General features: G+C 67.9%; 16 protein-coding genes. 8 read left to right on the plus strand and 8 right to left on the minus strand.

The window, feature by feature from the left end:
- Positions 1-12 precede the first annotated feature (12 nt).
- From mfd to HGB51_RS13220, 3 genes are all read right to left on the minus strand, one after another.
- Positions 13-3,480, minus strand: a complete 3,468-nt coding sequence (gene mfd / locus HGB51_RS13210) for a transcription-repair coupling factor (RefSeq protein WP_070208933.1) — start codon at positions 3,478-3,480, stop codon at positions 13-15.
- Positions 3,481-3,518: 38 nt separating this feature from the next.
- Positions 3,519-4,070, minus strand: a complete 552-nt coding sequence (locus tag HGB51_RS13215; RefSeq protein WP_070208934.1) for a GNAT family N-acetyltransferase — start codon at positions 4,068-4,070, stop codon at positions 3,519-3,521.
- A 75-nt stretch (positions 4,071-4,145) separates the two neighbouring features.
- Positions 4,146-5,003: a 23S rRNA (adenine(2030)-N(6))-methyltransferase RlmJ gene (locus HGB51_RS13220; RefSeq protein WP_070208935.1), complete on the minus strand. Its 858-nt coding sequence runs from the start codon at positions 5,001-5,003 to the stop codon at positions 4,146-4,148.
- Between the two features lie 45 nt (positions 5,004-5,048).
- Here HGB51_RS13220 and creB point away from each other — a divergent pair, with 45 nt between their 5' ends.
- The 6 genes from creB (at position 5,049) to HGB51_RS13250 (ending at position 16,166) form a co-directional block, all read left to right on the plus strand.
- A complete protein-coding gene (gene creB / locus HGB51_RS13225; RefSeq protein ID WP_070208936.1) occupies positions 5,049-5,744 on the plus strand; it encodes a two-component system response regulator CreB in 696 nt (231 codons plus the stop codon).
- A gap of 1 nt (position 5,745) precedes the next feature.
- Positions 5,746-7,182 (plus strand): two-component system sensor histidine kinase CreC, encoded by a 1,437-nt coding sequence (creC, locus tag HGB51_RS13230; protein WP_070208937.1) that lies wholly within the window; start codon positions 5,746-5,748, stop codon positions 7,180-7,182.
- A gap of 60 nt (positions 7,183-7,242) precedes the next feature.
- Positions 7,243-8,562, plus strand: a complete 1,320-nt coding sequence (gene creD, locus HGB51_RS13235) for a cell envelope integrity protein CreD (RefSeq protein WP_070208938.1) — start codon at positions 7,243-7,245, stop codon at positions 8,560-8,562.
- A 304-nt stretch (positions 8,563-8,866) separates the two neighbouring features.
- Complete coding sequence (locus HGB51_RS13240; protein WP_070208939.1) at positions 8,867-14,194, plus strand: dermonecrotic toxin domain-containing protein; 5,328 nt, start codon at positions 8,867-8,869, stop codon at positions 14,192-14,194.
- Positions 14,195-14,260: 66 nt separating this feature from the next.
- Positions 14,261-15,664: a glutamate--tRNA ligase gene (gene gltX / locus HGB51_RS13245; RefSeq protein ID WP_070208940.1), complete on the plus strand. Its 1,404-nt coding sequence runs from the start codon at positions 14,261-14,263 to the stop codon at positions 15,662-15,664.
- A 16-nt stretch (positions 15,665-15,680) separates the two neighbouring features.
- Positions 15,681-16,166: a Fur family transcriptional regulator gene (locus HGB51_RS13250; protein ID WP_068850345.1), complete on the plus strand. Its 486-nt coding sequence runs from the start codon at positions 15,681-15,683 to the stop codon at positions 16,164-16,166.
- 69 nt (positions 16,167-16,235) lie between these two features.
- Here HGB51_RS13250 and HGB51_RS13255 read toward each other — a convergent pair whose 3' ends face one another.
- The 4 genes from HGB51_RS13255 to HGB51_RS13270 form a co-directional block, all read right to left on the minus strand.
- Positions 16,236-17,396 (minus strand): HlyD family secretion protein, encoded by a 1,161-nt coding sequence (locus HGB51_RS13255; protein WP_070208642.1) that lies wholly within the window; start codon positions 17,394-17,396, stop codon positions 16,236-16,238.
- A gap of 8 nt (positions 17,397-17,404) precedes the next feature.
- Positions 17,405-19,066: an MFS transporter gene (locus HGB51_RS13260; protein WP_070208662.1), complete on the minus strand. Its 1,662-nt coding sequence runs from the start codon at positions 19,064-19,066 to the stop codon at positions 17,405-17,407.
- Entirely contained in the window at positions 19,063-19,629 is a 567-nt protein-coding gene (locus tag HGB51_RS13265; RefSeq protein ID WP_070208643.1) for a TetR/AcrR family transcriptional regulator, read from the minus strand. The genes HGB51_RS13260 and HGB51_RS13265 overlap by 4 nt, the downstream gene beginning before the upstream one ends.
- A gap of 315 nt (positions 19,630-19,944) precedes the next feature.
- Positions 19,945-22,131, minus strand: a complete 2,187-nt coding sequence (locus tag HGB51_RS13270) for a TonB-dependent receptor (protein WP_070208644.1) — start codon at positions 22,129-22,131, stop codon at positions 19,945-19,947.
- Positions 22,132-22,290: 159 nt separating this feature from the next.
- Between HGB51_RS13270 and HGB51_RS13275 the strand changes: the two genes are divergently transcribed.
- Together HGB51_RS13275 and HGB51_RS13280 are read left to right on the plus strand one after the other, a co-directional pair.
- On the plus strand, positions 22,291-22,704 hold the full coding sequence (locus tag HGB51_RS13275; protein WP_070208645.1) for a MerC domain-containing protein: 414 nt from the start codon (positions 22,291-22,293) through the stop codon (positions 22,702-22,704).
- Between the two features lie 109 nt (positions 22,705-22,813).
- Positions 22,814-22,996 carry a 30S ribosomal protein THX gene (locus tag HGB51_RS13280; protein ID WP_070208646.1) on the plus strand — a complete coding sequence of 61 codons (183 nt, stop codon included), beginning with the start codon at positions 22,814-22,816 and terminating at the stop codon, positions 22,994-22,996.
- Positions 22,997-23,654: 658 nt separating this feature from the next.
- Here the strand turns inward: HGB51_RS13280 and HGB51_RS13285 are convergent.
- Positions 23,655-24,914 (minus strand): alkaline phosphatase family protein, encoded by a 1,260-nt coding sequence (locus tag HGB51_RS13285; RefSeq protein WP_070208647.1) that lies wholly within the window; start codon positions 24,912-24,914, stop codon positions 23,655-23,657.
- Positions 24,915-24,950: the final 36 nt, after the last annotated feature.

A 24,950-nucleotide genomic window follows, 5' to 3' on the forward strand; every position in this document is an offset into this window, starting at 1 on the left:
GGCCTCTTTTTTTCACCCCGGCGTCAACGTCGTCAACAACGCCTTGGCCGCGTTGAAGCGGTCTTCCGGCAGCGGCAGCGGCACCTTGATGCGCAGCTTGTCCGGGCCGTCCATGGTGTACAGCTTGGGCTGCTTCTGGATCATCTGGATCACCGCCATCGGGTCGATGCGCGGCTGCGCCTCGAACACGATACCGCCGCCGTTCTCGCCCAGCTCCAGCTTGCGGATGCCCAACGCGTTGCACTGCAGCTTCAACTCCGCCACCGCGAACAGATGCTTGGCCGCGTCCGGCAACAGGCCGAAGCGGTCGATCATCTCGACCTGCAACTCACGCAGTTCGCCGCTGTCGCGCGCGCTGCTGATGCGTTTGTACAGGGTCAGCCGGGTGTGCACGTCGGGCAGGTAATCGTCCGGGATCAACGCCGGCACATGCAGCTCCACTTCCGCACCGCGCACTTCCTCGCCCGAATCCAGGTCCGGCAGCTTGCCCAGCCGGATGCTGCGCACCGCGCGCTCCAGCAGCTCGGTGTACAGGCTGAAGCCGACCTCGGCCATCTGCCCGCTCTGGTCTTCGCCGAGCAGCTCACCGGCACCGCGGATTTCCAGGTCGTGGGTGGCCAGGGTGAAACCGGCCCCCAGCGAATCCATCGAAGAAATGGCTTCCAGCCGCTTTTCCGCATCCGGCGTCATCGAACGCTTGTCCGGCACCACCAGGTACGCATACGCGCGGTGGTGCGAACGGCCGACACGGCCGCGCAGCTGGTGCAGCTGGGCCAGGCCGAAGCGGTCGGCGCGGTTGATGATGATGGTGTTGGCGTTGGGGATGTCGATGCCCGACTCGATGATCGTGGTCGACAGCAGCACGTTGTAGCGCTGCTTCTGGAAGTCCAGCATCACCCGTTCCAGCTCGCGCTCGGGCATCTGACCGTGGGCGATGCCGATGCGTGCCTCGGGCACCAGTTCGGCCAGGTCGCGCTGCATGCGGCCGATGCTTTCCACGTCGTTGTGCAGGAAATACAGCTGGCCGCCGCGCGACAGCTCGCGCTGGAAGGCCTCGCGCAGCAGCGCGTTGTCCCAGGCGGTGATGATGGTCTGCACCGCCAGCCGGTTCGGCGGCGGGGTGGCGATGATCGAAAGGTCGCGCAGCCCGGCCATGGCCATGTTGAGCGTGCGCGGAATCGGCGTGGCGGTCAGGGTCAGCAGGTGCACGTTGGCGCGCATCGCCTTCAGCGCTTCCTTTTGCCGCACGCCGAAGCGCTGCTCCTCGTCCACCACCACCAGGCCCAGGTCCTTGAACTTCACGTCCGGCTGCAGCAGGCGATGGGTACCGATGATCACATCGATGGTACCGGCGGCCACCTTCTCCAGCTCGGCCTTGATTTCCTTGGCGGTCTTGAAGCGCGAGAGTACTTCCACGCGCAGCGGCCAGTCGGCGAAGCGGTCGCGGAAGTTGCGGTAATGCTGTTCGGCCAGCAGCGTGGTCGGCACCAGCACCGCCACCTGCTTGCCGGCACTGGCCGCAGCAAAGGCGGCACGCACGGCCACTTCGGTCTTGCCGAAGCCGACGTCGCCGCAGACCACGCGGTCCATCGGCTGGCTGCTCGCCAGGTCGCGCAGCGTCGCTTCAATGGCGGCGATCTGGTCCTGGGTTTCCTCGAACGGGAAGCCGGCCGCGAACGGCTCGTACATCGCCCGGTCCACGTGCAGCGCCAGCCCGGCGCGCGCGCGGCGGCGGGCCTGGATTTCCAGCAGCTCGGCGGCGACGTCGCGGACCTTTTCGGCTGCGCGGCGCTTGGCCTTGCTCCACTGCTCGCCGCCCAGCGAATGCAGCGGCGCGGTTTCCGGCGATGCACCAGAGTAGCGGCTGATCAGGTGCAGCTGGGCCACCGGCACGTACAACCGGTCGCCCTTGGCGTATTCGATTTCCAGGAACTCGCCCGGCATGCCACCGGCGTCGAGCACGATCAGGCCGCGGTAACGGCCGACACCATGGTCTTCGTGGACGATCGGCGCGCCTTCGGTCAGCTCGCCGAGGTCGCGGATGATCGCTTCGGGTTCGCGCCCGGCGCGGCGGCTGCGCCGGGTCTGGCCGGCGCGCTCGGGGAACAGCTGGCGCTCGGTCAGGACCGCCAGCGGCGGGGTATCGAGCGCGAAGCCATCTTCCAGCGGCGCTACGGTGATCGCGAAGCGCTGGGTGTCGTCTGCCAGGAAGGTGGGCAGGTCGGCCACCACCGGCGGCTTCAACTCCGCTGCCAGCAGGACCTCGAGCAGCGCTTCGCGGCGGCCGGGCGAATCGGCTGCGATCAGCACCCGGCCCGGGTAGTGGCCGATGAAGGTCTTCAGTGCCTCGCCCGCGGGCGCGTCGCGCGCGGCCACCGGCAAAGGCGGCAGCGGCTGGTCGCCGAGCGGCGAGGCCTCCTCGATGCGCGCATGGTCCCCGCCCCACACTTCGATGCGGGGCAGGGTGTTCAGGTGTGCATTCAACGCCTCGGGGCTGAGGTACAGCTCGCTCGGCGCCAGCAGCGGGCGCTCCACGTCGTGGCGTCGCTGTTCGTAACGGTTCTGGGTCTGTGCCCAGAACGAGGCCGCCGCTTCGCCCACGCCGGCCGCGATCACCGGCAGCGCGTTCGGCTGCAGGTAGTCGAACAGCGTGGCGGTCTGGTCGAAGAACAGCGGCAGGTAGTACTCCACGCCGGCCGGTGCCAGGCCGGCCTTGAGATCCTGGTACAGCGCGCTGCGCCGGGTGTCGACGTCGAAGCGCTCGCGCAGGGTGGCCAGCACCCGCGACACGCTCAGCTCGTCCAGCGGCACTTCGCGGCCGGGCAGCATGCGCACCGCGTCGACCTTGTCCAGCGAACGCTGGCTTTCCGGGTCGAACGCACGGATCGAATCGATGTCCTCGTCGAGCAGCTCGACCCGCAGCGGCGCGTCGGCGCCCATCGGGAACACGTCGAGCAGGCCGCCGCGCACGGCGAAATCGCCCGGGTCCATCACCTGCGGCACGTTGCGGTAGGCGGCGGCCTCAAGCCGGCGCTTTTCCGCGTCCAGGTCCAGGCGCTGCCCGACCTTCAGGTCGAAGCTGCCACCGATGATGTACTTGAGCGGGGCCAGCTGCTGCAGCAGCGTCTGCACCGGCACCACCACGATGCCGCGCTTGAGCGTGGGCAGCTGGTGCAGGGCGGCGAGGCGCTGCGAGATGATGTCCGGGTGCGGGCTGAAGGCGTCGTAGGGCAGCGTTTCCCAGTCCGGGAACGCCACCACCGGCAGGTCCGACGTGCTGCCCAGCAGGGTGCGCAGGTCGGACTCGATCTGGTTGGCGCCGTGGTTGTCGCGGGCGATGACCAGCAGCGGCCCGGCATGCGCATCGGCGGCGCGCGCGATGTACCACGCCAGCGCCGTCGGCGATGCAGGAGCGCGCCACCAGGCGCGGAGCTGCCCGGAACGGGGCAGCGGCGGAGCGGGATAGGAAGTGCGTGACATGAGCTGCCGATTTTAGCAGACGCCCACGTGATGACTTCCTATTGGCCCGGGTCGAGCTCCAGCACCATGCGCACCAGGCCGGAGCCTTCATTCGGATGCGGCACCTGCTTGAAGCCGAGCGAGGCGGCCAGCTGCTTCATCGGCACGTTCGCTTCCAGCACGTCGCCGTACAGGCGATCCAGGTACTTGCCGCGCGCCCACTTGACCAGCTTGCGCATCAGCTGCCGGCCCAGGCCCTGGCCGATCAGGAAGCGGCTGATCAGGATGGCGTACTCGGCCTCGCGGGTGCCGGGCACGATGGAGGCGCGCGCCAACGCACCGACCACGGCGTCGCCGGGCGTTTCGTTTTCGGCAGCCACCAGGGTGATCTCGCCCTTGGGGTTGGGATGGGTCAAGCGCTGCATCGACTCGTCGGACAGCTCGGTGACCGACTGCAGCAGACGGTCGCGGATTTCCTCCGGCCCGAACAGGCTGAAGGCGGCCTTCAACGGTGCGCCGTCTTCGGGACGGATCGGGCGGATCAGCAGTTCGTGGCCGCTGGGAGCCTTGAAGATTTCGTGCCAGGGCGGCATGCGGTTACGGGTAGCCATACCGGTGATTCCTTGGTGGTCTTCGGATTCTCGCATCCCCGGGGGCGCGTTCCGTGAACGGAACGCTCACGCCGGTCATTCGGCCTGCTTGAGCCACTGCAGCCGGGTACTCGCACCGGCTTCGCCCAGGTGCTGCTTGAGCGCGGGCATCGCCGGGGCCAGCACCTGGTCGAACTGCCAGGGCGGGTTGAGCAGCAGCATGCCGCTGCCGTTGAGCCTGAGGGGTGAGTCGTCGGGGCGCACCAGTAGTTCTACTGTAAGCACCGACTTCACCGGCAGGGCGCAGGCCTTGCGCAGGAAATGCAAGATGGTGCGGCGCTGCTTGATCGGGAACCAGATCGCGAAGCTGGCCTGCGGCCAACGCCCCAGGATCTCGCTCACCGAGGCAAGGATGCGCTGGTACTCGGCGTCCTGGCCCTCGTAGGGCGGGTCGATCAGGACCAGGCCGCGGCCGATCTTGACCCCGTTGGCCTTGGGCGGCAGCAGCGCCTTGTTCTGTGCGTAGCCGTCGGCGTGCAGCACCGCGACCCGGCTGTCGTGCGCGAACAGGGCCTTCAGCGATGCTGCTTCGGCGTCCTGCAGTTCGCACACCGCCATGCGGTCCTGCTCGCGCATGGCCTGCGCGCTGAGCAGCGGCGAGCCCGGGTAGCTGACCATCGCGCCGACCGGGTTGTCGGCCTGCACGGCCTTGAGGTAGCGCTCCACTACGGCCGGCAGGGTCGGCTGCGCCATCAGCCGCATCACGCCGTCTTCGGCCTCCAGGGTCTTGCGGCTCTCCTCGCTGGCCAGCAGGTAGCGGCCGGCGCCGCCATGGGTGTCCAGCACGAAGAACGGGCTGTCCTTGCGCTTGAAGCTGTCGAGCAGGGCAAGCTGCACGATGTGCTTGAGCACATCGGCGTGGTTGCCGGCATGGAAGGCGTGGTGGTAATTCATCGGCGCAGTGTACGGGGCGGCGGCCCCAGCGGCTATGCTGCGCGCATGAACCGCCCCCCGCATACCGTCCTGGTCGTCGAAGACGAGGCTGCCATCGCCGATACCGTGCTCTATGCGCTGCGCAGCGAGGGCTACGCGGCCGAGCACTGCCTGCTCGGCGCGCAGGCGCTGCAGCGGCTGCGCCAGGCGCCGGCGGACGTGGTGGTGCTGGACGTCGGCCTGCCGGACATGAGCGGGTTCGAGGTGTGCCGTTCGCTGCGCACCTTCAGCCAGGTGCCGGTAATCTTCCTGACCGCCCGCAATGACGAGTTCGACCGGGTGCTGGGCCTGGAGCTCGGCGCCGACGACTACATGGCCAAGCCGTTCTCGCCGCGCGAGCTGGTGGCGCGGGTGCGCGCCCGGCTGCGCCGCAGCGGGCCGGTGGAGGAGGCCGGGGTGGTGGGCTGGCAGCCGCACGGCCGCTTCGCGATCGACCGCGAGGGCCGCCGCATCCGCTTCGACGGCCAGGCACTGGACCTGACCCGCTACGAGTACGCGTTGCTGGCCGCGCTGCTGCAGCGCCCCGGCGCGATCCTCAGCCGCGCCCAGTTGATGGACCGCGGCTGGGACAGTGACGCCGACAGTGCCGACCGTACCGTCGACACCCATGTGAAGACCCTGCGTGCCAAGCTGCGCGCGGCCGGCGCCTACCCCGACCCGATCCGCACCCATCGCGGCGTGGGTTACGCCCTGGAGGTGTAGCGTGCGGCTGGGCCTGAAACTGTTCCTGGGTTTCTTCCTGATCGTGGGCATCGCCGCGTTCTTCGTGATGCGGGTGTTCGTCAACGAAGTGAAGCCGGGGGTACGCCAGGCGATGGAGGCGACCCTGGTGGACGCGGCCAACGTGCTGGCGGAGATGGCCGCGCCCGATCTCAAAGCCGGCCACATCGGCAACGGCCCGTTCGTAGCCAACCTGGCGCGCGCACAGCGCCGCGACCCGAAGGCGATGGTGTGGCGCTTCCCCAAGCGCAGCCTCGACTACCGCGTGACCATCACCGACGCGCGCGGGATCGTGGTGTACGACTCCACCGGCCAGGACATCGGCCGCGACAATTCGCGCTGGAACGATGTCTACCGCACCCTGCGCGGCGAGTACGGCGCGCGCTCCAGCCCGGAAACGCCGGGAGACGAGGTGCACTCGGTGATGCACGTGGCCGCGCCGATCCACGACCCGGCCGATGCCACCCGCCTGATCGGCGTGCTTACCCTGGCCCAGCCCAACCGCAGCATCGATCCGTTCATCGCCGCCAGCCAGCGCGCCATCCTGCAGCGCGGCGCGTGGCTGATCGGGATTTCGGCACTGATTGGGCTGCTGATGACCGCGTGGCTGATGCACGGCGTGAACCGCCTCAACCGCTACGCCAAGGCGGTCAGCGCCGGCGAACCGGTGCCGCCGCCGCAGGCGCGCCGCGACGAGATCGGCGACCTGGGCCGCGCGCTGGAAACCATGCGCCGCAAGCTGGAAGGCAAGGCCTACGTGGAGCAGTACGTGCAATCGCTGACCCACGAAATGAAGAGCCCGCTGGCGGCCATCCGCGGCGCGGCCGAGCTGCTGCAGGAGCCGCTGCCGGAGGCGGACCGCGTGCATTTCGCGCGCAGCATCCAGGGCCAGGAACAGCGCCTGACCGAAACCATCGACAAGCTGCTGGCGCTGGCGGAGGTGGAGCAGCATGGCTGGCTGCAGACGCGCGAGCGGATCGCCGTGGCACCGTTGCTGCAGGCCGCCGCCGATGCGGTGGCGGTGCGCGCGCAGGCGGCCGGCATCAGTGTCGACGTTGAGGCGGGGCCGGACCTGGAAGTGCAGGGCGACGCCTACCTGCTGCGGCAGGCGTTGAACAACCTGCTGGAAAATGCGCTCGCGTTTTCGGCGGAGGGCACTCGCATCACCCTGGGCGCGGTGCGCGAGGGCGACACGGTGGTGCTGCGCGTGGCCGACCGTGGAAGCGGAGTGCCGGACTATGCGCTGGAGCGGGTGTTCGAGCGGTTCTATTCGCTCGCACGACCGGCCACTGGGCAACGCAGCTCGGGACTGGGCTTGTCGTTCGTGCAGGAGGTGGCGCGGTTGCACGGGGGGCGGGTGACGTTGGTGAATCGGGAGGGCGGGGGGGCGGTGGCCGGCTTCACACTGGCTTCTTATTGACCACAAACGCCCCACACCGTCTGTTGGGAAGCTGGCACCCTTCCCAACCGAGGACGGGTGATGAAATCCCTGAAGATGCTGTTGCGGTTCGCCATCGTGGGCGGGCTGATCCTGTTGCTGCTGATTCCGTTGATGATGATCCGCGGGGTGATCAGCGAGCGCGAGGCGTATCGCGATGAGGCCTACCTGCGGGTGTCGCAGAGCCGGGCCGGGGCGCAGACCCTGACCGGCCCGATCCGGGTGGTGCCGTGGACCGACACCCGCCAGGTCGAAGTGGTCGATGCCACCGGCGTCCGCAAGGTCGAAACCCAGGTCGAGCAGAGTTACTGGCTGCAGATGCCGTCGAAGCTGGTGGTCGATGGCGGCATGGTGCCGGACGAACGCCGCATCGGCCTGTTCCGCGTGCCGGTGTACACCTGGAAGGCCAAGGTCAGTGCGGTGTTCAGCGATGACGATTACCCGATCAAGGATGGCCGCGTGTACGGCACCCCGTACCTGGCGGTGGGCATCGCCGACGTGCGTGGGCTGGTCGGCTCGCCCGACTTGAAGGTCGACGGCGAAGCGCTGACCCTGCAGCCGGGTATCGGCGATGTCAGTGGCATTGGAAAGGGCCTGCACGTGCCGCTGCAGGGCTTCACCGATACCGCCGGTGGCATGCTCAAGGCCAGCAAGGTGGACCTGTCGCTGGTGCTCGACGGCACCCGCTCGCTGGCGGTGGTGCCGGTAGGCGACGACAGCCGCATTGCGATCCGCTCGCCGTGGCCGCACCCGCTGTTCGGCGGCAGCTTCCTGCCGAATGAGCGCCGGGTGGACGAGAAGGGGTTCGATGCGCAGTGGGCCGTTTCCTCGTTGGCTTCCGAGGCGCAGCGGCAGCTGCGCAGTGGGCGCGACGCGGAGGCGGAAACGGTCAGCGTGGAACTGGTCAACCCGGTCGACATCTATACCCAGGCCGACCGCGCCAGCAAGTACGGCATCCTGTTCATCGTGCTGACCTTCGTCGGCTTCATCCTGTTCGAACTGATCAAGCAGCTGCGCATCCACCCGCTGCAGTACCTGATGGTCGGGCTGGCGCTGGCGATCTTCTTCCTGCTGCTGCTCAGCCTGTCCGAACACATTCCGTTCTGGGTCGCCTACGTGGTCTCGGCCGTGGCCTGTATCGGGCTGCAGGCGGTGTACCTGTCGGGAGTTCTGGGCAGCTGGCTGCGCGGCCTTGGCTTTGCCGGCATGCTTACCGTGTTGTACGGCGCGCTGTATGGCCTGCTGGTCTCGGAGAACAACGCGCTGCTGATGGGCTCGCTGCTGCTGTTCGGCGTGCTGGCTGCCGCAATGTGGATCACCCGCCGGATCGACTGGTACGAACTCGGCGCGAGCCTGAAGTAGGGTGCTGTTGCCGACACAGGGCGAACGCGGGATTGGAGGGTGGTGTTGACGCTTCCGGCATCGGGTTGCGCGCCACGATGCTGCTGGCGCAAGGGTGGGCTGGAAATGCGGGTGGATCGCGCTAGGTTCCAGCCTCTCGTGACCTCACTCCCCACCCATGGCGAACCTGACCCTGTCCCCACCAGGACGCGCTGACGGCGCAACGATTGCGCTGTCGCCCGTGCCGATGTCGCGGCGTCCCGCCGCCGCTGTCTCGGTCTCGAACCGAAGCCTGCATCCGACTGACACAGCGCGCCGTCTGTGGTTGGACGGCGTACCTCAGGACGAGCTGGATGCGCTCGCTCTGGCCCTGCGGAAGGGGCCGCTGGATGCCCACTTCTTCCTGACACTGGAGTCTGCGTTTCATCGCACCGCGCTGGCTACATCGATGGCGCAGGGGCTGGTGGACGACGCCCTGGATGGGCTGCTTCCGGCCGGACTGCCGGAGCAGCAGCGTGCCGCGTGGCGGATCTGCCTGACCACGCTGCTGACGCTGCCACGGGTGGACTGGGAGGTGCACTGCGTGTCGCTGCGCTCCCTGTTGAGCGAAGAAGTGGCATGCCGCAATTCACTGTTGGGCGCGATGCGTGACGCGCTTTACCGACCACTGGATGAGCCTCGGGATGTGTGGAACAGCACCCTCGGTGCGCAGCGGGAACGGGGCGTTCACGATGCGCGCGAGATCGCGGTGCGCGGGAGGCATCCGCCTGCGCAGCAACGCGACCTGGCACAACACCAGCTGCGTCAGTGGCTACCGGAACTGCCTTCGGCGCAGATCGAACGCGCCGTGGCACAGGTGGCGGCGAGCGCTGCGGCTACGGGCGATGACATTGATGCCCGGACTGCGCTGCCGCAACTGTTTGACATGCTGGATCTTGAGGAGCGACCCCTGGTCAGCGACACACAGCGCGTTGCGGCGTTGGCGACGCTTGAGAAACTGGCTGGTGGTGCCCCCGAACCCCTGCTGCTTACCGGGGGCGGCAACGGTGATCGGCTGGGCCAGCGGTTGCTGTCGGTCGCGGAACGTGCGGATCCTGCGCCGCCTCCTTCCACCAGCCTGCGCCGCGCGCTTGTGGATGCGTTGCTGTATGTCGCTTCCCTGGCGCCGGGATGGGAGCCACCGCTATCGCCTCGCGTTCCGGGTACACGCTTCGCCGTCCTGCCAGCTACCCACGTTCCCACGCCGATGAGCTCCGGCGCTGCCCAGCATGGCGGACGCAGTGTGCTGGCGGCGGCCGCAGGATTGGTCGGCAGCGGGCTCGGGCTGGCAACGTTGGGATGGCGTTGGGCATTCAGCGGTCCGTCGACGGAAGCACCTGCACCTGCTGATGCAGCGAAGCCCGCAGCCGAACAGATTGGACGCGCCGTGGCGTTGTTGGACGATGTGATCGACCGCGATGGCGCGGGCACGATCTGGCACACGCTGTGGCATCGGGTCCATGAAACCTCGCAGCTCGAGCCGGCGGCGCTTAGGAAAGATGTCATGGAACTGATCGAGTCCAACGAGCTGACGCGCGAGGTAGTCGAGGCGTTGAAACCGGCTGCCAATCGGCCCGAGGCTGAAGCACGCCATCGACCGCGGCGATCGTTGGACGCCGGCGAGCGTGCCCAGCTCGGGTCGGCCAGCCAACTGCTGATCGACGCTGCCGAAAAGGCGCCAACGCCCGACCGTGAAGCGCCCGCACTTCCACCCGGACTGGACCTCGCCCTGATCCGTTCGCGGATGCTGACCTGGGTGGAGTCGATGGGCCGCAATGCGAGCGAGCAGCATCATCGCCTCAGCAACGCCTGGCGGCAGGTGGTGGCGTCGGAACACCAGTTGATCGTGGCCTACGCCGCGCTGCCGAACCTGGATCGCGACCTGACCCAGCTGCTGACGGCCGACCTGCGCACGGCGACCGGCCGCGAGATCGATCCCACCCAGATCTACCTCAACACCTTCCAGACCAGCGAAACCTGGCCGACCTGGGAGGCCCGTCAGATTCGCCCGCCGGGCGTGATCTTCCGCAACCAGCACCGCCTGGTGCCGCCCGACCGCCGCGTGCGCAGCGGGCTGGTCAGCGCGCACACGCTGGTGGGCGCCGCGCTGTTGCCGGTGGAGGCCCACAACCTGCGCGTCGGTCTCTACTACCGGGGCACGCCGGAGACGTACTTCCCGATACAGGAATGCCGCGAACTCAACGTCGGCCAGTTCGCGCGCGCCATCGAAGGCCGCGACTACCTGGGGGCATTCCGGCGCCGCCACGACGCCAGCCTGGAACAGGCCTGGCACGGGCGGCACGTACCTGGCTCGGCGCGCTATGTCACAGCCATCGGCAGGCGCCTGGCGGGCGCGGCGGTGCTGTTGAATGCTGCCGGCCAGCTCAGCGATCCGGCGGCCGCCGCCGTCAAGGCGCTGGTGGACTTCCCGACCCGCTTCAACATTGCCGAGGCCGGCGAAGGCCGCGCGCTGGCGCTGCCGGGCTGGCAGATCGACGTGCACGCCCTGGCCGCCAATGCCAGCGGCCACGTAGTGCCGCTGCACGGCGTGGTGCTGATGACTGCAACCGCAGCCGCACAACCAGCGGTGCCGGTCACGCTGGTGATCAGCACCACCCGTACGCCGCTGATCCAGGCCTTCGACAGCAGTGAAGCGGCCATGCAGCACCTTGCCGCCGAGGTACCGCACCAGTTGTCGCTGCGGGTCGCAGTGAACCAGCATCCGCAGTGGCGCGACGGCGCCCTGCCGGTGATGCCCGCTTACGTGATCGAAAACGACTTCCGCTGGGCACTGTTCCTGCAGACGCTGGAACTGCGGCATGCCCAGTTGCGTGCAACCGGGCTGCCGTCGTGGGCGCAGCTGCGCCATGCCTTCAATGCGCTGGATGCCCAACTGGCCTCGCCGTATCTGCCCATTCCGGTGCCGGTGCTGGCTGCGGCCGGTGAACTCGCCGCACTGGAGGGCGCCGGGCTGTCTGCACGCAGCGCGGCACACTGGCTGGCACGGTTCCCGCCGGACACCCCGGGGGCGCTGCAGAACCTGGGCATCGAGGGTGCCCGTTGGCTGCACGCGCTGAGCGTGGGGCGCAGCCTCGTCGAACGCGCGTATCCGCTGCTGGTGCCGTTCGTGCAGCAGCGGCTGGACGATGAAATCATGCGCCGCTACCGCACTGCATTCGACAGCAGTTGCTGCTACGTGGTGTCCTTCAAGGACGGCCAAGCCAGCGACCAGACGTACAGCGGTTGGGTGCACAACCGCGCGCAGAAGCAGGCGGCGGCCAGCTTCGCCGAATGTGCGATGACCCGGGCGGCGGGTTTCGACGAGGCGCCGGGGCGCCTGATGGGCCTGTATACCAGCAGCGACAGCGCCCTGTTCGACGAGAACAACGAGGTGGTGGGGCTGGAAACCTCGCAGCTGCTGTCGATGGCGCGCGAGCTGGATGTGCAGGGTGATTATTTGCGGGCCCTGGACCAGTTCTGGGCGAGCCATGAAGCCGACGTCCTGGCCACCCTGCGGGGCGGCTATCTCTACGGCTGCGCGCAGCAGCATGCTGACGGCTCGCTGTCCGCGCGCGGGGCGCAGCTCGCACTTGGCGTGTTCGGAAACATGACGGCGGCACAGTCGCAGGAACCAACGTATGTGCCAACGCCGCGCGAAGGCACACGTACCGGCTGGCTGCAGATCCACGGCATCGCCTCCACCGTGCTGCACATCGGCGACGCGCAGGGTCCGGAGGTGCTGCTGTACTTCCCCAACGACCGCCACCGCTTCCACGAGTTCGCCAGTGACGCGGACATGATGGGCTGGGTCGAGCGCGCCGCCGCCACCGACATCGGGCGGCGGTGGCTGGAGACGTCGTTCGACCTCGCCGACCTGCAGGACGGCTGGATCTCGAACGGGGTGCATACCGCACTGGGCAATGGTGCGCAGGCCATGTTCAAGCACGGCAGCGCGGTGGTACCGGTCAACGGCGAAGCCTCGCAGGCGCTGGTGAGGCGCATGCGCCAACGCGCGCGGCGTGATGCACAGACCGTGATGACCTCACCGTGGGAAGCGTTCCGGCGCACCTGGATGCCACGCCTGGAGCGCTGCCAGGAAGCGATGGGGCTGGTGGCCCTGGTCCTGCCCGAAGTGCTGCCGGTGGTGGCGCTGTTGTCGGCCGCCGAACTGGCCGGGGGGCTGCAGGAGACGGCGTACGGTGACTCTCCGGCGCAGCGCCGTGAAGGCGCCGGCACGGCACTGGGCGGTGCCTTAGGCTTGGCCTTGTCGGCGCCGATGGGCGCCGCGCGCTTGGCCGGACTGGCCGCGCGCGATGGCGCGAGACTGCAACCAGCTATCCAGGCGCCATCGTTCGAGCGGGTAGCCGACCCGCTCGAGCACCTGGCTGAGCGCTACGCGCGGCCGGTGGCGCTGTCCGGTTCGCGTGCCGCCGACAATGGCGTGCACGGCTACCTGGGCCGCCAGTACATCGAGCAGGGCGACCATGCCTACGAGGTGGCATTCGACCGGGCGCATGGCACCTGGCGGCTGCAGAATCCCGCGCCGGGCAATTTCTACCACCAGCCGGTGCGCCTGAATGCCGAAGGCGCGTGGGAACCGCACAGCGATGTCGGCCTGCGCGGTGGTGCGCCCAACAGCGGTTCACGCAAGCGCCAGCAGTGGGTGGACCGCAGCTATCGCGGGTCGTTGAATTCGCTGGTCGAGCGTTCGCTGTCGCGCTCGGTCGACAGCAGTTCGCAGGACTTCGCCTGGGGCCAGGAGAACTGGGGACGGGTAAAACCGCCGCAGGAAGCGGACACCATTTCCCTGCAGCGCATGAAGGAGCTGTTCGTGTCCGGCAACCTCGACCCGGTGCAGCAGGGCGCGCTGTCGGTGATCATCGAACGGCTGGACAACACCCTGCGCGCCGAGCGCTACATCGTCGTCAACGAGGTGGTGCATGACTCGGTCCATATCGCCGGAGGGCAATTCATTCCGGCGTCGCAAAGCCTGCTGGGCGAAGGCATGGGCATGGCGTCGTCGGGCATGTGCACCGGGGTGTCGCGGATCGGAGTGGCCGCGATGGGGCAGGGCGAGGAGCTGCACTTGCTCAACCAGTTGCGGTTGGCCATCCGCGAGCCAGGCGGCGCCCAGGCGGGCGTAGTCCGGGCACTGATACGCGATGCCCAAGGGGTAGCACTTCAGCCCGGTTCGGTCTCGGCGTCTTCGCTGATCGCGATCGACGAAATTGCTGACTTCCTGGCCAAGGTGGCCAGCAGCAGCCAGTTCATTCTCAGTGGGGCGCAGCACAGCATGGCCCTGGCCGTTAAGGTGTTCGCCAACGGCCACCGCGAATACCAGCTGCTTGACCCGAATTTTGGACTCATGGTGTTCACCAAGCGGTCCAAGCTCAACGCATGGCTGGGCAGCCTGTTCGGCTCGCGCTATTTCAGCCGGCTGTCAGGCGGAGCGACCGGCAGCAAGGCCGACGCGACCCTGGCCGAAATGTACGGGGCGGTGCCGGCACCGGGCAGCGGCCGCCTGCAGTTCCACCTGCGCCAGGTCGACACCGCGCGCATGAAGGACCAGGCCGCCGCGCGCGGCTGGACCGCCCTGTTCGAGCACGTCCGCTGACCCCCCGCCCCCATTGCCGCCCGGGGCAGGTAAAATTGCCCCGAACCCTGTACCCCCGAGCCTTCCATGACCTGCCGCACCCGCTTTGCCCCCAGTCCCACCGGTTACCTGCATATCGGCGGCGCCCGTACCGCGCTGTACTGCTGGCTGGAAGCGCGCCACCGTGGCGGCGAGTTCGTGCTGCGCATCGAGGACACCGACCGCGAGCGCAGCACCCAGGGCGCGATCGATGCGATCCTGGAGGCGATGGACTGGCTGGGCCTGGGCTACGACGAAGGCCCGATCTACCAGACCCAGCGCGTGGCCCGTTACAAGGAAGTGGCCGAGCAGCTGGTCGCCGACGGCAAGGCGTACTACGCCTACGAAACCCGCGAAGAGCTCGACGCGATGCGCGAAGCGGCGATGGCACGCCAGGAAAAGCCGCGTTACAACGGCGCCGCGCGCGATCTCGGCCTGCCGTACCGCGATGACCCGAACCGGGTGATCCGCTTCAAGAACCCGCAGGAAGGCACGGTCGTGTTCGACGACCTGATCAAGGGCCGCATCGAGATCGCCAACAGCGAGCTCGACGACATGGTGATCTTCCGTCCGGACGGCTTCCCCACCTACAACTTCGCGGTGGTGGTGGACGACTGGGACATGCGCATTTCCGAAGTGATCCGCGGCGACGACCACATCAACAACACCCCGCGCCAGATCAACCTGTACGAAGGCATCGGCGCACCGGTGCCGAAGTTCGGGCACATGCCTATGATCCTGGACGAGCAGGGCGCCAAGCTGTCCAAGCGCACCGGCGCGGCCGACGTGATGCAGTACAAGGACGCCGGCTACCTGCCCGACGCGCTGCTCAGCTACCTGGCCCGCCTGGGCTGGTCGCATGGCGACCAGGAGCTGTTCAGCCGCCAGGAGCTGATCGACCTGTTCGACGTGACCAACTGCAATTCCAAGGCCTCGCGCCTGGACATGGCCAAGCTGGGCTGGGTCAACCAGCACTTCCTGAAGAGCGAAGACCCGGCCAGCATCGCCCCGCACCTGGTCTACCAGCTGAACAAGCTGGGCCTGGACCTGACTGCCGGCCCGGCCCCGGCCGACGTGGTGGTGGCGCTGCGCGACCGCGTGCAGACCCTGAAGGAAATGGCCGAAAAGGCCGTGGTCTGGTACCAGCCGCTGGTCGAATACGACGAAGCCGCGGTGGCCAAGCACTTCAAGCCGGGCGCCGAACTGGCGCTGGGCAAGACCCGCGAGCTGCTGGCGGGTCTGCGCGAGTGGACGCTGGACGGCGTGGCTGCCGCGCTGCATGACGTCGCAACGGCGCTGGAGATCGGCATGGGCAAGGTGGCGCAGCCGCTGCGCGTGGCCATCACCGGTACCCAGGTCAGCCCGGACATTTCGCAGACCGTGTTCCTGGCCGGGCGTGACGAGGCCTTGAAACGCATCGACGTCGCACTTACTAAAGTACCGACCGCCTGACGGCAGGAGACCGCGCATGTCCGCCAAGACCGCTTGTACCGCCCCCCATCACCACGTTCACGACGCTTCGGACTTCGTGAAGGTGGTGGAGCGCGTGTGCACGGAACGCGGACTGCGGCTGACGCCGATCCGCGCCAATGTGCTGCGCCTGATCGCCGAGGCCGGCAAGCCGGTCAAGGCCTATGAGCTGCTGGAGTGGGTGCGCAGCGGCAAGGGCGTGGGCGCCGACGCCCCGCCCACCGTGTACCGCGCGCTGGACTTCCTGATGGCCAACGGCTTCGTGCACAAGCTCGAGTCGGTGAACGCCTTCGTGGCCTGCCATCACCCGAGCAGCGCCCAGCATTCGGTGCCGTTCCTGATCTGCAACAGCTGCCACAGCGCGGTGGAGCTGGAAGACCGCGACATCGTCAGCCAGCTGGAAAAGCGCGCCAAGGAGCTGGGCTTCCAGCCGCAGGCGCAGACCTTGGAAGTCCATGGTCTGTGCGCCCGCTGCGCGGGCTAGGACACGCATGGCGTGTCCCTACGTCATGCCCGCGTAGTGACACGCCATGCGTGTCATCGCGGTGCCAGATCATCGCGACGCGTCGGCGGTATTGACCCGAACCACCACCGACATCCCCGGCCGCAACCGCTCTGCCAACGCCTGATCCGGATCAATCGCAATCCGGATCGGCAACCGCTGCACCACCTTCGTAAAGTTCCCGCTGGCATTGTCCGGCCGCAGCACGCTGAACTCCGAACCGGTCGCAGGTGCAATCTGCTCCACATGCCCGGTCAACCGCTCCCCATCGAACGCATCCACCGAGAATGACGCCGGCTGCCCAATCCGCATGCGCCAGGTCTGGCCTTCCTTGAAATTGGCGACCACCCACAGCGTGTCCGGCACCAGGAACAGCAGCTGCGAGCCGGCGGTAACGTACTGGCCCAGACGCACCGAGGCCTCGCTGACCTGGCCATCGCGCGGTGCGTGGATCACCGTGTTGGCCAGGTCGATGCGCGCCAGTTCCAGCTGCGCCTTGGCCGTTTCCACGCCCGCTTCCAGCCCTTTGCGCGCGACCTGGGTGGAGGTCAGGGTTTCTTCGGCAATCCGGATCTGCGCCTGTGACTGCTGCACGGACGACTGCGCCGCCTGAGCGCTGGTGCGGAACTTGTCGCGGTCGTTGAGCGCCACCAGTTGCTGGTCGGCCAGCTGTTCGTAACGCTTGAGCTCACTGCGAGACCGCGAGAGCTCAGACTGGCCGGCGTAAAGATTGGCCTTGGCCGCCCCGATCTGCGCCCGGTTCTGCGCCTGTGCCTGGTCGGAGTTGGCCAGCGCGGCCAGCGCGCTGTCGACGTTGGCCTGCGCCTGCGCCACCTTCTCCTTGTAGATGCGGTCGTCGATGCGCACCAGCGCCTCGCCCTGCTTCACGTGCTGGAAGTCCTTCACCAGCACCTCGGTCACATACCCGTTGACCTGCGGCGCCAGCACCGTGACCTGCCCGCGCACGTAGGCGTTGTCGGTGCTCACCCAGGTGCTGTTGAAAGGCCACAGCGACCATGCGCGCAGGATCAGCGCGATGCCGATCAGTGCCACCACGATCATCACCACCACCGCGCGCGCGCTCGGCTTGAGGTACTTCGGCGCGCCGCCGCCGCTGGGGGCGGGCGCGGCGGCCGGGGCCGGCGCCGCATCGGTCGGCGGTGGCGGGTTGACGTCGTCGGGTGCGTCGTCGCGCGGGGGCGTGCTGGACATGGGGGGACTCAAGACGAAGGGGAAAGGGCAGGGCGCGGGTGGCGCTTGCGCCACTGCTTGAGCACGGCGGTGCGCACCGACAACAGCAGCAGCCAGCCGAGGAAGCCGAGCGCGACGCGCCCGCTGAGCGAGAACACATCATTGAAGCCGCGCACGTTGGCTTCGCGGCGGGTCACCTGGGCCAGCTGCGCGGTGCCCTGCGCGCTGCGCTGCACCGGGTCGGTGATCTGCGCGGTGTACACCTGCTGCTGCAGCTTCAGCCGCTGCGCGACCACGCCATCTGACGGATCGAGCTGGCTGACCAGCGCGCTGGAATAGACCTGCTCGCGATGGACCTGGTACGTACCGAGCAGCGCCGAACCGGCCAGCCCGCCCAGGGTCTGGGTGATCGAGACCGTGACCAGGAAGGTGATCATGTGGTCGGTGCCCTGTTTCAGCGCCTGGGTGATGCCGAGCATGATCAGTGGGCCCATGAACATCCCCGACCCCATCGACGCCAGGAACTGGCTCAGGAAGAAGTCGTGCGGCCGGTCCTGGCTGGTGCGGCTCTGGTCGAGCAGGGCTGCGCTCCCCAGCAGCAGGATCGCCATCAGCAACTGGGCGATGATGCGTTTGGGGCCGAAGGTCAACGAACTTGTGGCGATGCCGGTGATCACCCCGGCCAGGATCACCGCAAACATCGGCCGCATCTGGTCGGGGCCCATGCCGAGTTGGCGCATGAGCCCGACCACGCCGTAGGACTGTTCGGTGGTGAGGAAGCGCAGCAGGAACGCGCCGACGATGAAGTGCAGCATCGGCAGGCTGGCCAGCCAGCGGATCTGCAACAGCGGATTGCGCCGGTAGTGTTCGACCACCAGCCCGGCGGTGCCCAGCGTGATCGAGGCGATCAGTGCCCAGCCCAGCCACGGCGTGTCCAGCCACCAGCGCAGGGTGCCCTGGGCCAGCACCACCACCAGCAGCGCTACCGCGGGGGCGAGCAGGGCGAAGCTGACGAAGTCCATCGGCTCGAACACCTTGATCTGCGCACCCGGCGGCAGCTTGAGCATGACCACTGCCGCGAACGCGCACAGTGCCAGCCCGGCTTCGAACAGATAGAGGTTGTGCCACTGGCCGGTGTCGATCAGGCCTGGGGAGACCATCCAGGCGATCGGCACCGCCATCTGCGAAATGCCCACGCCGATCACCAGCAGGTTGCCGGTGAAGCGCCGCGGCAGCGACTGCAGCATGTACAGCGTGCCGAGCGTGCTGCAGGCCGCGCCGGCGAAGCCGCTGGCCGCGCGCATCAGCAGGGTGGTCTCGAAACTGCCGACGAACAGGTGCAGTACCGCCAGCACCGCGTACAGGCCCAGGCCGATCTCGGCGAACAGGCGGATGCCGTATTGCTGGCGGAATTTGAAGGCGAGCAGGTTGGCGGTGACGTTGACCATCGCATACGCCGCCACCAGCCAGCTGCCCTGGGTCGGGGTGAGTCCGAGCTGGCCCTGCAGGAATGGAAGGTTAGCGGTAACCAGCGCGCTGCCCAGGCCGCCGGTGATGCCGACCAGCAGCGCCACCATTGCATAGGCCAGGCGGCGGTGCGGTGGATGCCAGGGCATCGAGGCTGAGCCGGGCAGGGTCGGCTTTTCGTGTTCCTCCCAGTCGGGAATCGGCTTGAGGTATTCGGGCATCAGCCGCTCCCGTCGACCTGCCCGCCCAGCCCTCCACGCAGCAGCTGCAGGGCACGCGTGGCCAGCCGTGCGCGTTCGTCCTTGGTTTTGCCGCGCAGCGCGGCGCCAAGCATGCTGGAGATCAGCGAGATGTCGGCCGCCTGCAGGTCCGGGCGGCACAGGCCGGCGTCGATCGCGCGCTGGATCGGCACCTTGAGCAGGCTGTGCACGGTCTGCCGGGCGGCCTTGATGCTGGGTTCGTCCGGGTCGACCGCGCGCCAGTAGTCGGCCAGCGCCGGCGAATGCACCAGCCGCGAGGCCATGCCCTGCAGCACTTCGAACAGCACGTCGTCGCGGTCGCCCAGGGTTTCCACCTGGCGCGCGATGCGGGCCACGGTGCGTTCGAGCAGCGCTTCGATCAGCGCGGTGCGGTCGGGGAAATTGCGGTACAGCGTGGCGCGCCCGACCTGTGCCTTTTCCACCACCAGGTCCAGCGGTGCGGTAACGCCATGCTGGCCGAACACCGCATCGGCGGCATCCAGGATGAGGGCGCGGCGGGCAGCCGCATCGGCACGTTGACTTTGCATGGGCTATTTTCGGACAGGAATGTCCGTAATGGAAGCCGGGGCAGGCGATGACGGTATGAGGCCGCTTTGGATGGTCAACGAGGCGTGAAGTCAGCCACGCAAGGCGTGGCTCTACCGTCTTCCATCCGGATCGTCCTGTGCTCGTAGCGGTTCGTAGTGCCACGCCCTGCGTGGCAACCGCGCGCAGCGCGGCTCAAGCATCCGAAGCCCTGCCCCCAATGCGCCGACATCCACCGACGTTTAGCGCCAAGCGAAGTAGCCCCAAACGAAACGGGGGCCTTGCGGCCCCCGAAGTTCACGTGACCCCAGCAAGGATCAGAAATAAGCGCGGATGCCAAAGGCGACACCACGGCCCGGCAGGGGCGAGTAGTCGCGCAGCAGCGAGGTGTGCGCACGGGCCTCGCGGTTGGTCAGGTTGTTGCCGTCCAGGAACACCTCGTAGCTGTTGCTGTCGCTGCGGTCCCAGCGGTAGGCGAAGTGCGCGTCGACCAGGGTGTAGCCGGCGCTCGGTTCTTCGTTCTGGGCGGTGTCCTTCTGGCTGCTGTAACGCACCGCTCCGACCGAGGCGCGCCAGCCGTCACGCGACCAGCGCAGGTCGGCACCGACGCGGGCCGGGGCGATGCGCGGCAGGTAACCGCTGTTGGCCAGGTCCACGGTGTAGTTGTGGTCGTGGTCGCCATGCGGCACGGCGATATCCACCGTGCGGCTGCCACTGCCATCCAGCTCGGCCTTCACGTAATCGCCGAACACGCGCAGGTCCCAGTCGCCGCTGTTGCCTTCGAACAGGTGCACCAGCGCTTCGGCCTCGGCGCCCTTGAAGGTGGCGTCCTGCTGCGTCCACAGGCGCACGGGCAGGCTTTCGACCACGCCGGTGTCGGCCAGGTAGATGAAGTCCTTGAACTTGGTCTGGTAAATGGAGGCCGAGAAGTCCAGGCGATCGCTGTGGGTGTGGATGCCCAGCTCCACGCGCTGGCCGCGCTCGGTCTTCAGGTTGGCGTCGCCGATTTCCAGCGAGCGGGTGGCGATGTGGGCACCGGCGGCATACAGCTCTTCGTTGGTGGGCGCACGCTCGGAGCCGTCCACGCCAAAGCGCAGGTCGACCGCATCATTGAGCTTCCAGATGCCGGCCGCCGACAGGTTGGTGGCGTCGAAGGTGCGCGCGCGGTAGTCGCCGGTCGGGTCGAGCTTGACCTGGTCGTGGCGGCCGCCGAGTTCCAGCTTGAACGGACCGAACTGCTTTTCCTGCAGCACGAACACACCCAGGTTGCGGGTGCCGGTGTCCGGCACGAACGCTTCTTCGCCCTTGGCGCCGAAGTCGCTGTTGCCGAACTGCAGGCCGAAGGCGCCGTCCCAGCCGCCAATCTGCTGCTGCACGGCTTCGAGACGGCCTTCGATGCCGCGGTTGGTGAAGCGGGTGGAGGGCGTGCCGGCTTCGAGTTCGACGTGTTCGTAATCGGTGTAGGCGGTGCGCAGGTTGATGTTCTTCAGGAACGAGACCGGGTTGTAGATGCCGCCCTTTGCTTCGAAGCGGTTCTGCACCATGTCGATGCGCACGTCGTGCTCGTCGCCTTCTTCCTCTTCGTCGCCATGGTCGTGATCGTGGTCATGGTCGTCGTCGGCGTGCACATGGGCGCCGTTGGGAATGCCGTAGTTGGTGCGGTAGGTGCTGGCCGAGGCACCGAAGAAACCGCCTTCGCCCAGCCAGGTCGCGCCGACGCCGCCGGCGCGGGTGCGGATGGAACTGTTGTCGAGGGTGCCGCGACGCGGTTCGTCGGTGTCGCCTTCTTCGTGGTCGTGGCCGCTGTGGTCTTCGAGGCCGTCGATCACGGCATAGCCGGGAATGCGGTAATCGTCGCCGTTGCGCACCAGGCCGTCGACATGCAGCACCCAGTTGCCGTTGACGCCGTCGAGCCGGAACATGCCGCTGCGCTCGTCGTTGACGGAGTTGCCACGCAGTTCGGCGCGGCCGCTGAGCGGGCGGTCGGGCAGGTCGCGGGCGATGCGGCCGTCGACCACGTTCACCGCGCCGCCGATGGCGCCGCTGCCGAACAGCAGGGTGGCCGGACCCTTGAGCACTTCGATCTGGTCGGCCAGGAACGGTTCGATGCTGGTGGCATGGTCGGCGCTGACGGTGGAGGCGTCCATGTTGCCCATGCCGTTGGAGAGCACGGCCACGCGCGGGCCTTCCTGGCCGCGGATGATCGGGCGGCCGACGCCGGGGCCGAAGAAGGTGCTCTGCACGCCGGGCAGCTTGGCGACGGTGTCGCCGAGGGTGCCGGCCTTCTGTTCGTCCAGGCGTTCGCCGGCGAGCACGTCGACCGGACGCGCCAGCGATTCGGCATCGCCCTGCAGCGGGGTGGCGGTGACCTTGACCGCGGAGAGCTCGGTCAGGTGGTGGTCACGTTCGCCGGCATCGTCGGCGGCGGTGGCCAGGGAGGGAACCAGGGCCACGGCGAGGGCCAGGGAGAGGGCGTGCGGCGTGAGGGAGCGGGAAGAACGCATGGTCGAAGGGTCCGTCAGTCAAATGTTATAACGTATCAATCAAGGGGCGCGCCGATCCCCGGGCAGGTGGGGGTGGAGGCAGGAAACGACAGGGGAGGGACTGCGCGTCGGGATTGATGTTATATTATTCCATATCGTTTCGTCGCCCTGCTGGAAGTCATGCCCCTGCTCTCGCGCCTCCGCCATCTGCTGGATCGTTTCGGTTCCACTGCGTCGCTGCTGTGTGCGGTGCACTGTGCGGTGCTGCCCGTACTGCTGGCGGCGGCACCGTCGCTGGGGCTGTCGGTGTGGCTGGGTGATGGGGTGGAGCTGGCGCTGGTCAGCTTCGTGACCCTGCTGGGTCTGTTCAGCCTGGTGTGGGGCTACCGCCGCCACGGGGCGCTGCGCGCGCTGGGCTTCCTGATTCCGGGCCTGACTGCGCTGTGGGCCGGCCTGCTGTACGGGCCGCTGCACCATGCGCCGGTGCCGCACGCGGTGGTGATGACGCTGGGCGGGGTGCTGGTGGGCGTGGCGCACCTGGTCAACCTGCGCTTGAACCACGGGCACGTCCACGACGCGAGCTGTGCGCACTGAGGGGCTGTGGTAGGCTTCCTGATCGTGCGCGGGCGCGTCCGCTGGACGGGCTCGCCGAACCCGTGTCAGCACGGGGTAATCAGAATTCAGAACTTGAGGAGTTGACGACATGGGTAAGGGTGACCGCAAGACCGCCAAGGGCAAGCGCTACAACGCCAGCTACGGCAATTCGCGCTCGCATGTGGTGAGCAAGGTGGCCGTGGGCGCAGCGGCGCCGGTCGCCAAGAAGACCGTGGCCAAGGCCCCGGCGAAGAAGGCTGTGGCCAAGAAGGCTGTCGCCAAGGCTGGCTGAGTCTCGCCAAACGCCTGAAGAAGGAACGCGGCGCATTGCGCCGCGTTTTTTTTTGCGCGTGGGCTGGTGCGGATTAGTACGTGGCGACGCTTCGAAAGCAGCGTCTCGATTTGTACGTGCTGGGGCGGCCGCCGGGCAGCCCCGCTCCGGGATAACCCGGGCCTTCGGCCCGCGTTATCCGCGCATTCCACCTTAACCCCCCGCCTTCGGCGCGCCCCCTTCAACAAGAAGGGGGCTTTTCACCAGACAGTTCTGTGGCGCCTTCCAGAGTAGACACGCGTGGCGTGTCCCTACGCGATGCGTGGGTCCATGGATCCTGCGGGTAGGGTCGGTTCCCAAACGACCGCCGTGGAATCATCCGCGCCCGGTAACGCATGGAAATGATCGTCATCGAAATGACGGCCAAGGCCGGCACCCGCGTTTCCCCTGGCCACCGGCCAACTGTCGAAGGGTCGACCGGGGTCGGTTTGCGGGGGAATCGGCGCCATGGATGGCGTCCGCTTAGCCTACATGGACGTACTTGCGGCGACCCCGCAAACCGGCACCGGGCGGCCCAAGCCAGGGTACCGGTGCGCCTGCGGCTGTTCGCCTGAATCCAACAGCAGCCGGGCAGGGCCCGGCGCTACGGATGACGCGCAATCATGTGACCCGGCCGGCGTTAGCGCAGCGCAGGCAGCAACGTTTCCGGGTTGCCGTCGTTCGGCGCGGCAGGAATGCCCAGCAGGCGCGTCGTCAGTGGGTAGACGTCGACGTTGTCGAACGCGGGAAGCGTAACGCCCTGCTTGAACGAGGGGCCGTGCGCGATGAACACCGCGCGCATCGAGGGCAGGGCGTTGTCGTAGCCGTGCGAGCCGCGGTCGCCCGGTTCGCGCTTGGCCAGGCGCTCGCGCTTCAGCGCGTTCCAGCCTTCGTGCATCTGGCAGATGATCGGCGGGATGCGCGGGTTGGAGCCGTATTCCCAGCGTGCCGGCAGCGTCTGCCGCGTCCAGCAGTCATAGGTGGCGTGCTTGCCCAGCAGGATCTTTTCGGCGGCGGCCTGCTTGCCCGGCATTGGCGCAAAACCTATCGACTGGCCGGTGGAAATGTTCGTGGCGATCTTCGGATCCACCATGTCTTCCACCGCGATGGTCTGGCCGTCCGGTACCTGCGCCATGCCGTGGTCCGACAGCACGATCACGTTGGTGTCGGTGTCCAGTCCGCGCGCGGCCAGGCCGTCCAGCAGGCGGCCGATGGCCGCGTCCACCGCCACGATGGCGGCCGCATAATCGGGCGAATCCGGGCCGTAGTGATGCCCGGCCTTGTCCACCTGTTCCATGTACAGCGTGACCAGGCGCGGCGCGTCCTTGTCCGTCTGCGCGAGCCAGCCCAGGACCTGGTCGACGCGGTCGGCCAGCGGCACGTCTGCGTCATACACCCGCCACTGACTCGGACGCACGCCCTGGATGGCTGCTTCGCTGCCCGGCCACGACCACGTCGCGCTGCGTACACCGGCCTTTTCCGCGCCCACCCAGATCGGTTCGCCGCCCCACCAGCGCGAATCGGTCACCGCCGCAGGCAGGTTCACCTGGAACCGGCCCAGGCCTTCTTCCTGCATGCTGTTGTGGATGATGCCGTGGTGGTTCGGGCGCAGCCCGGTCACCAGGGTGTAGTGGTTGGGGAAGGTCAGCGACGGGTAGGACGGGGTCATCCAGCGGGCGCGTACACCGTCCTGCGCGATCCGCGACAGGTTCGGCGTGATGCCCCTGTCCAGCATGTCCGCACGCAGGCCGTCGATCGACACCAGCAGCAGTTTCGGCGCGTGTGCGGCAACCGGAGTGGCTGCACCGGCAACCGCGGCCGGCGGGGTGGGCGGGGCGCTGGCACAGCTGGTCAACGCGAGGGCGGCGGCAAGCGCCAGCGAAAGGCGGACGGAAATCATCCGCCCATCATAGTTCCCCGCAGTGACGCAGCGAAG

Origin of the sequence: Stenotrophomonas bentonitica (assembly GCF_013185915.1) — a bacterium.
Classification (GTDB): domain Bacteria; phylum Pseudomonadota; class Gammaproteobacteria; order Xanthomonadales; family Xanthomonadaceae; genus Stenotrophomonas; species Stenotrophomonas bentonitica.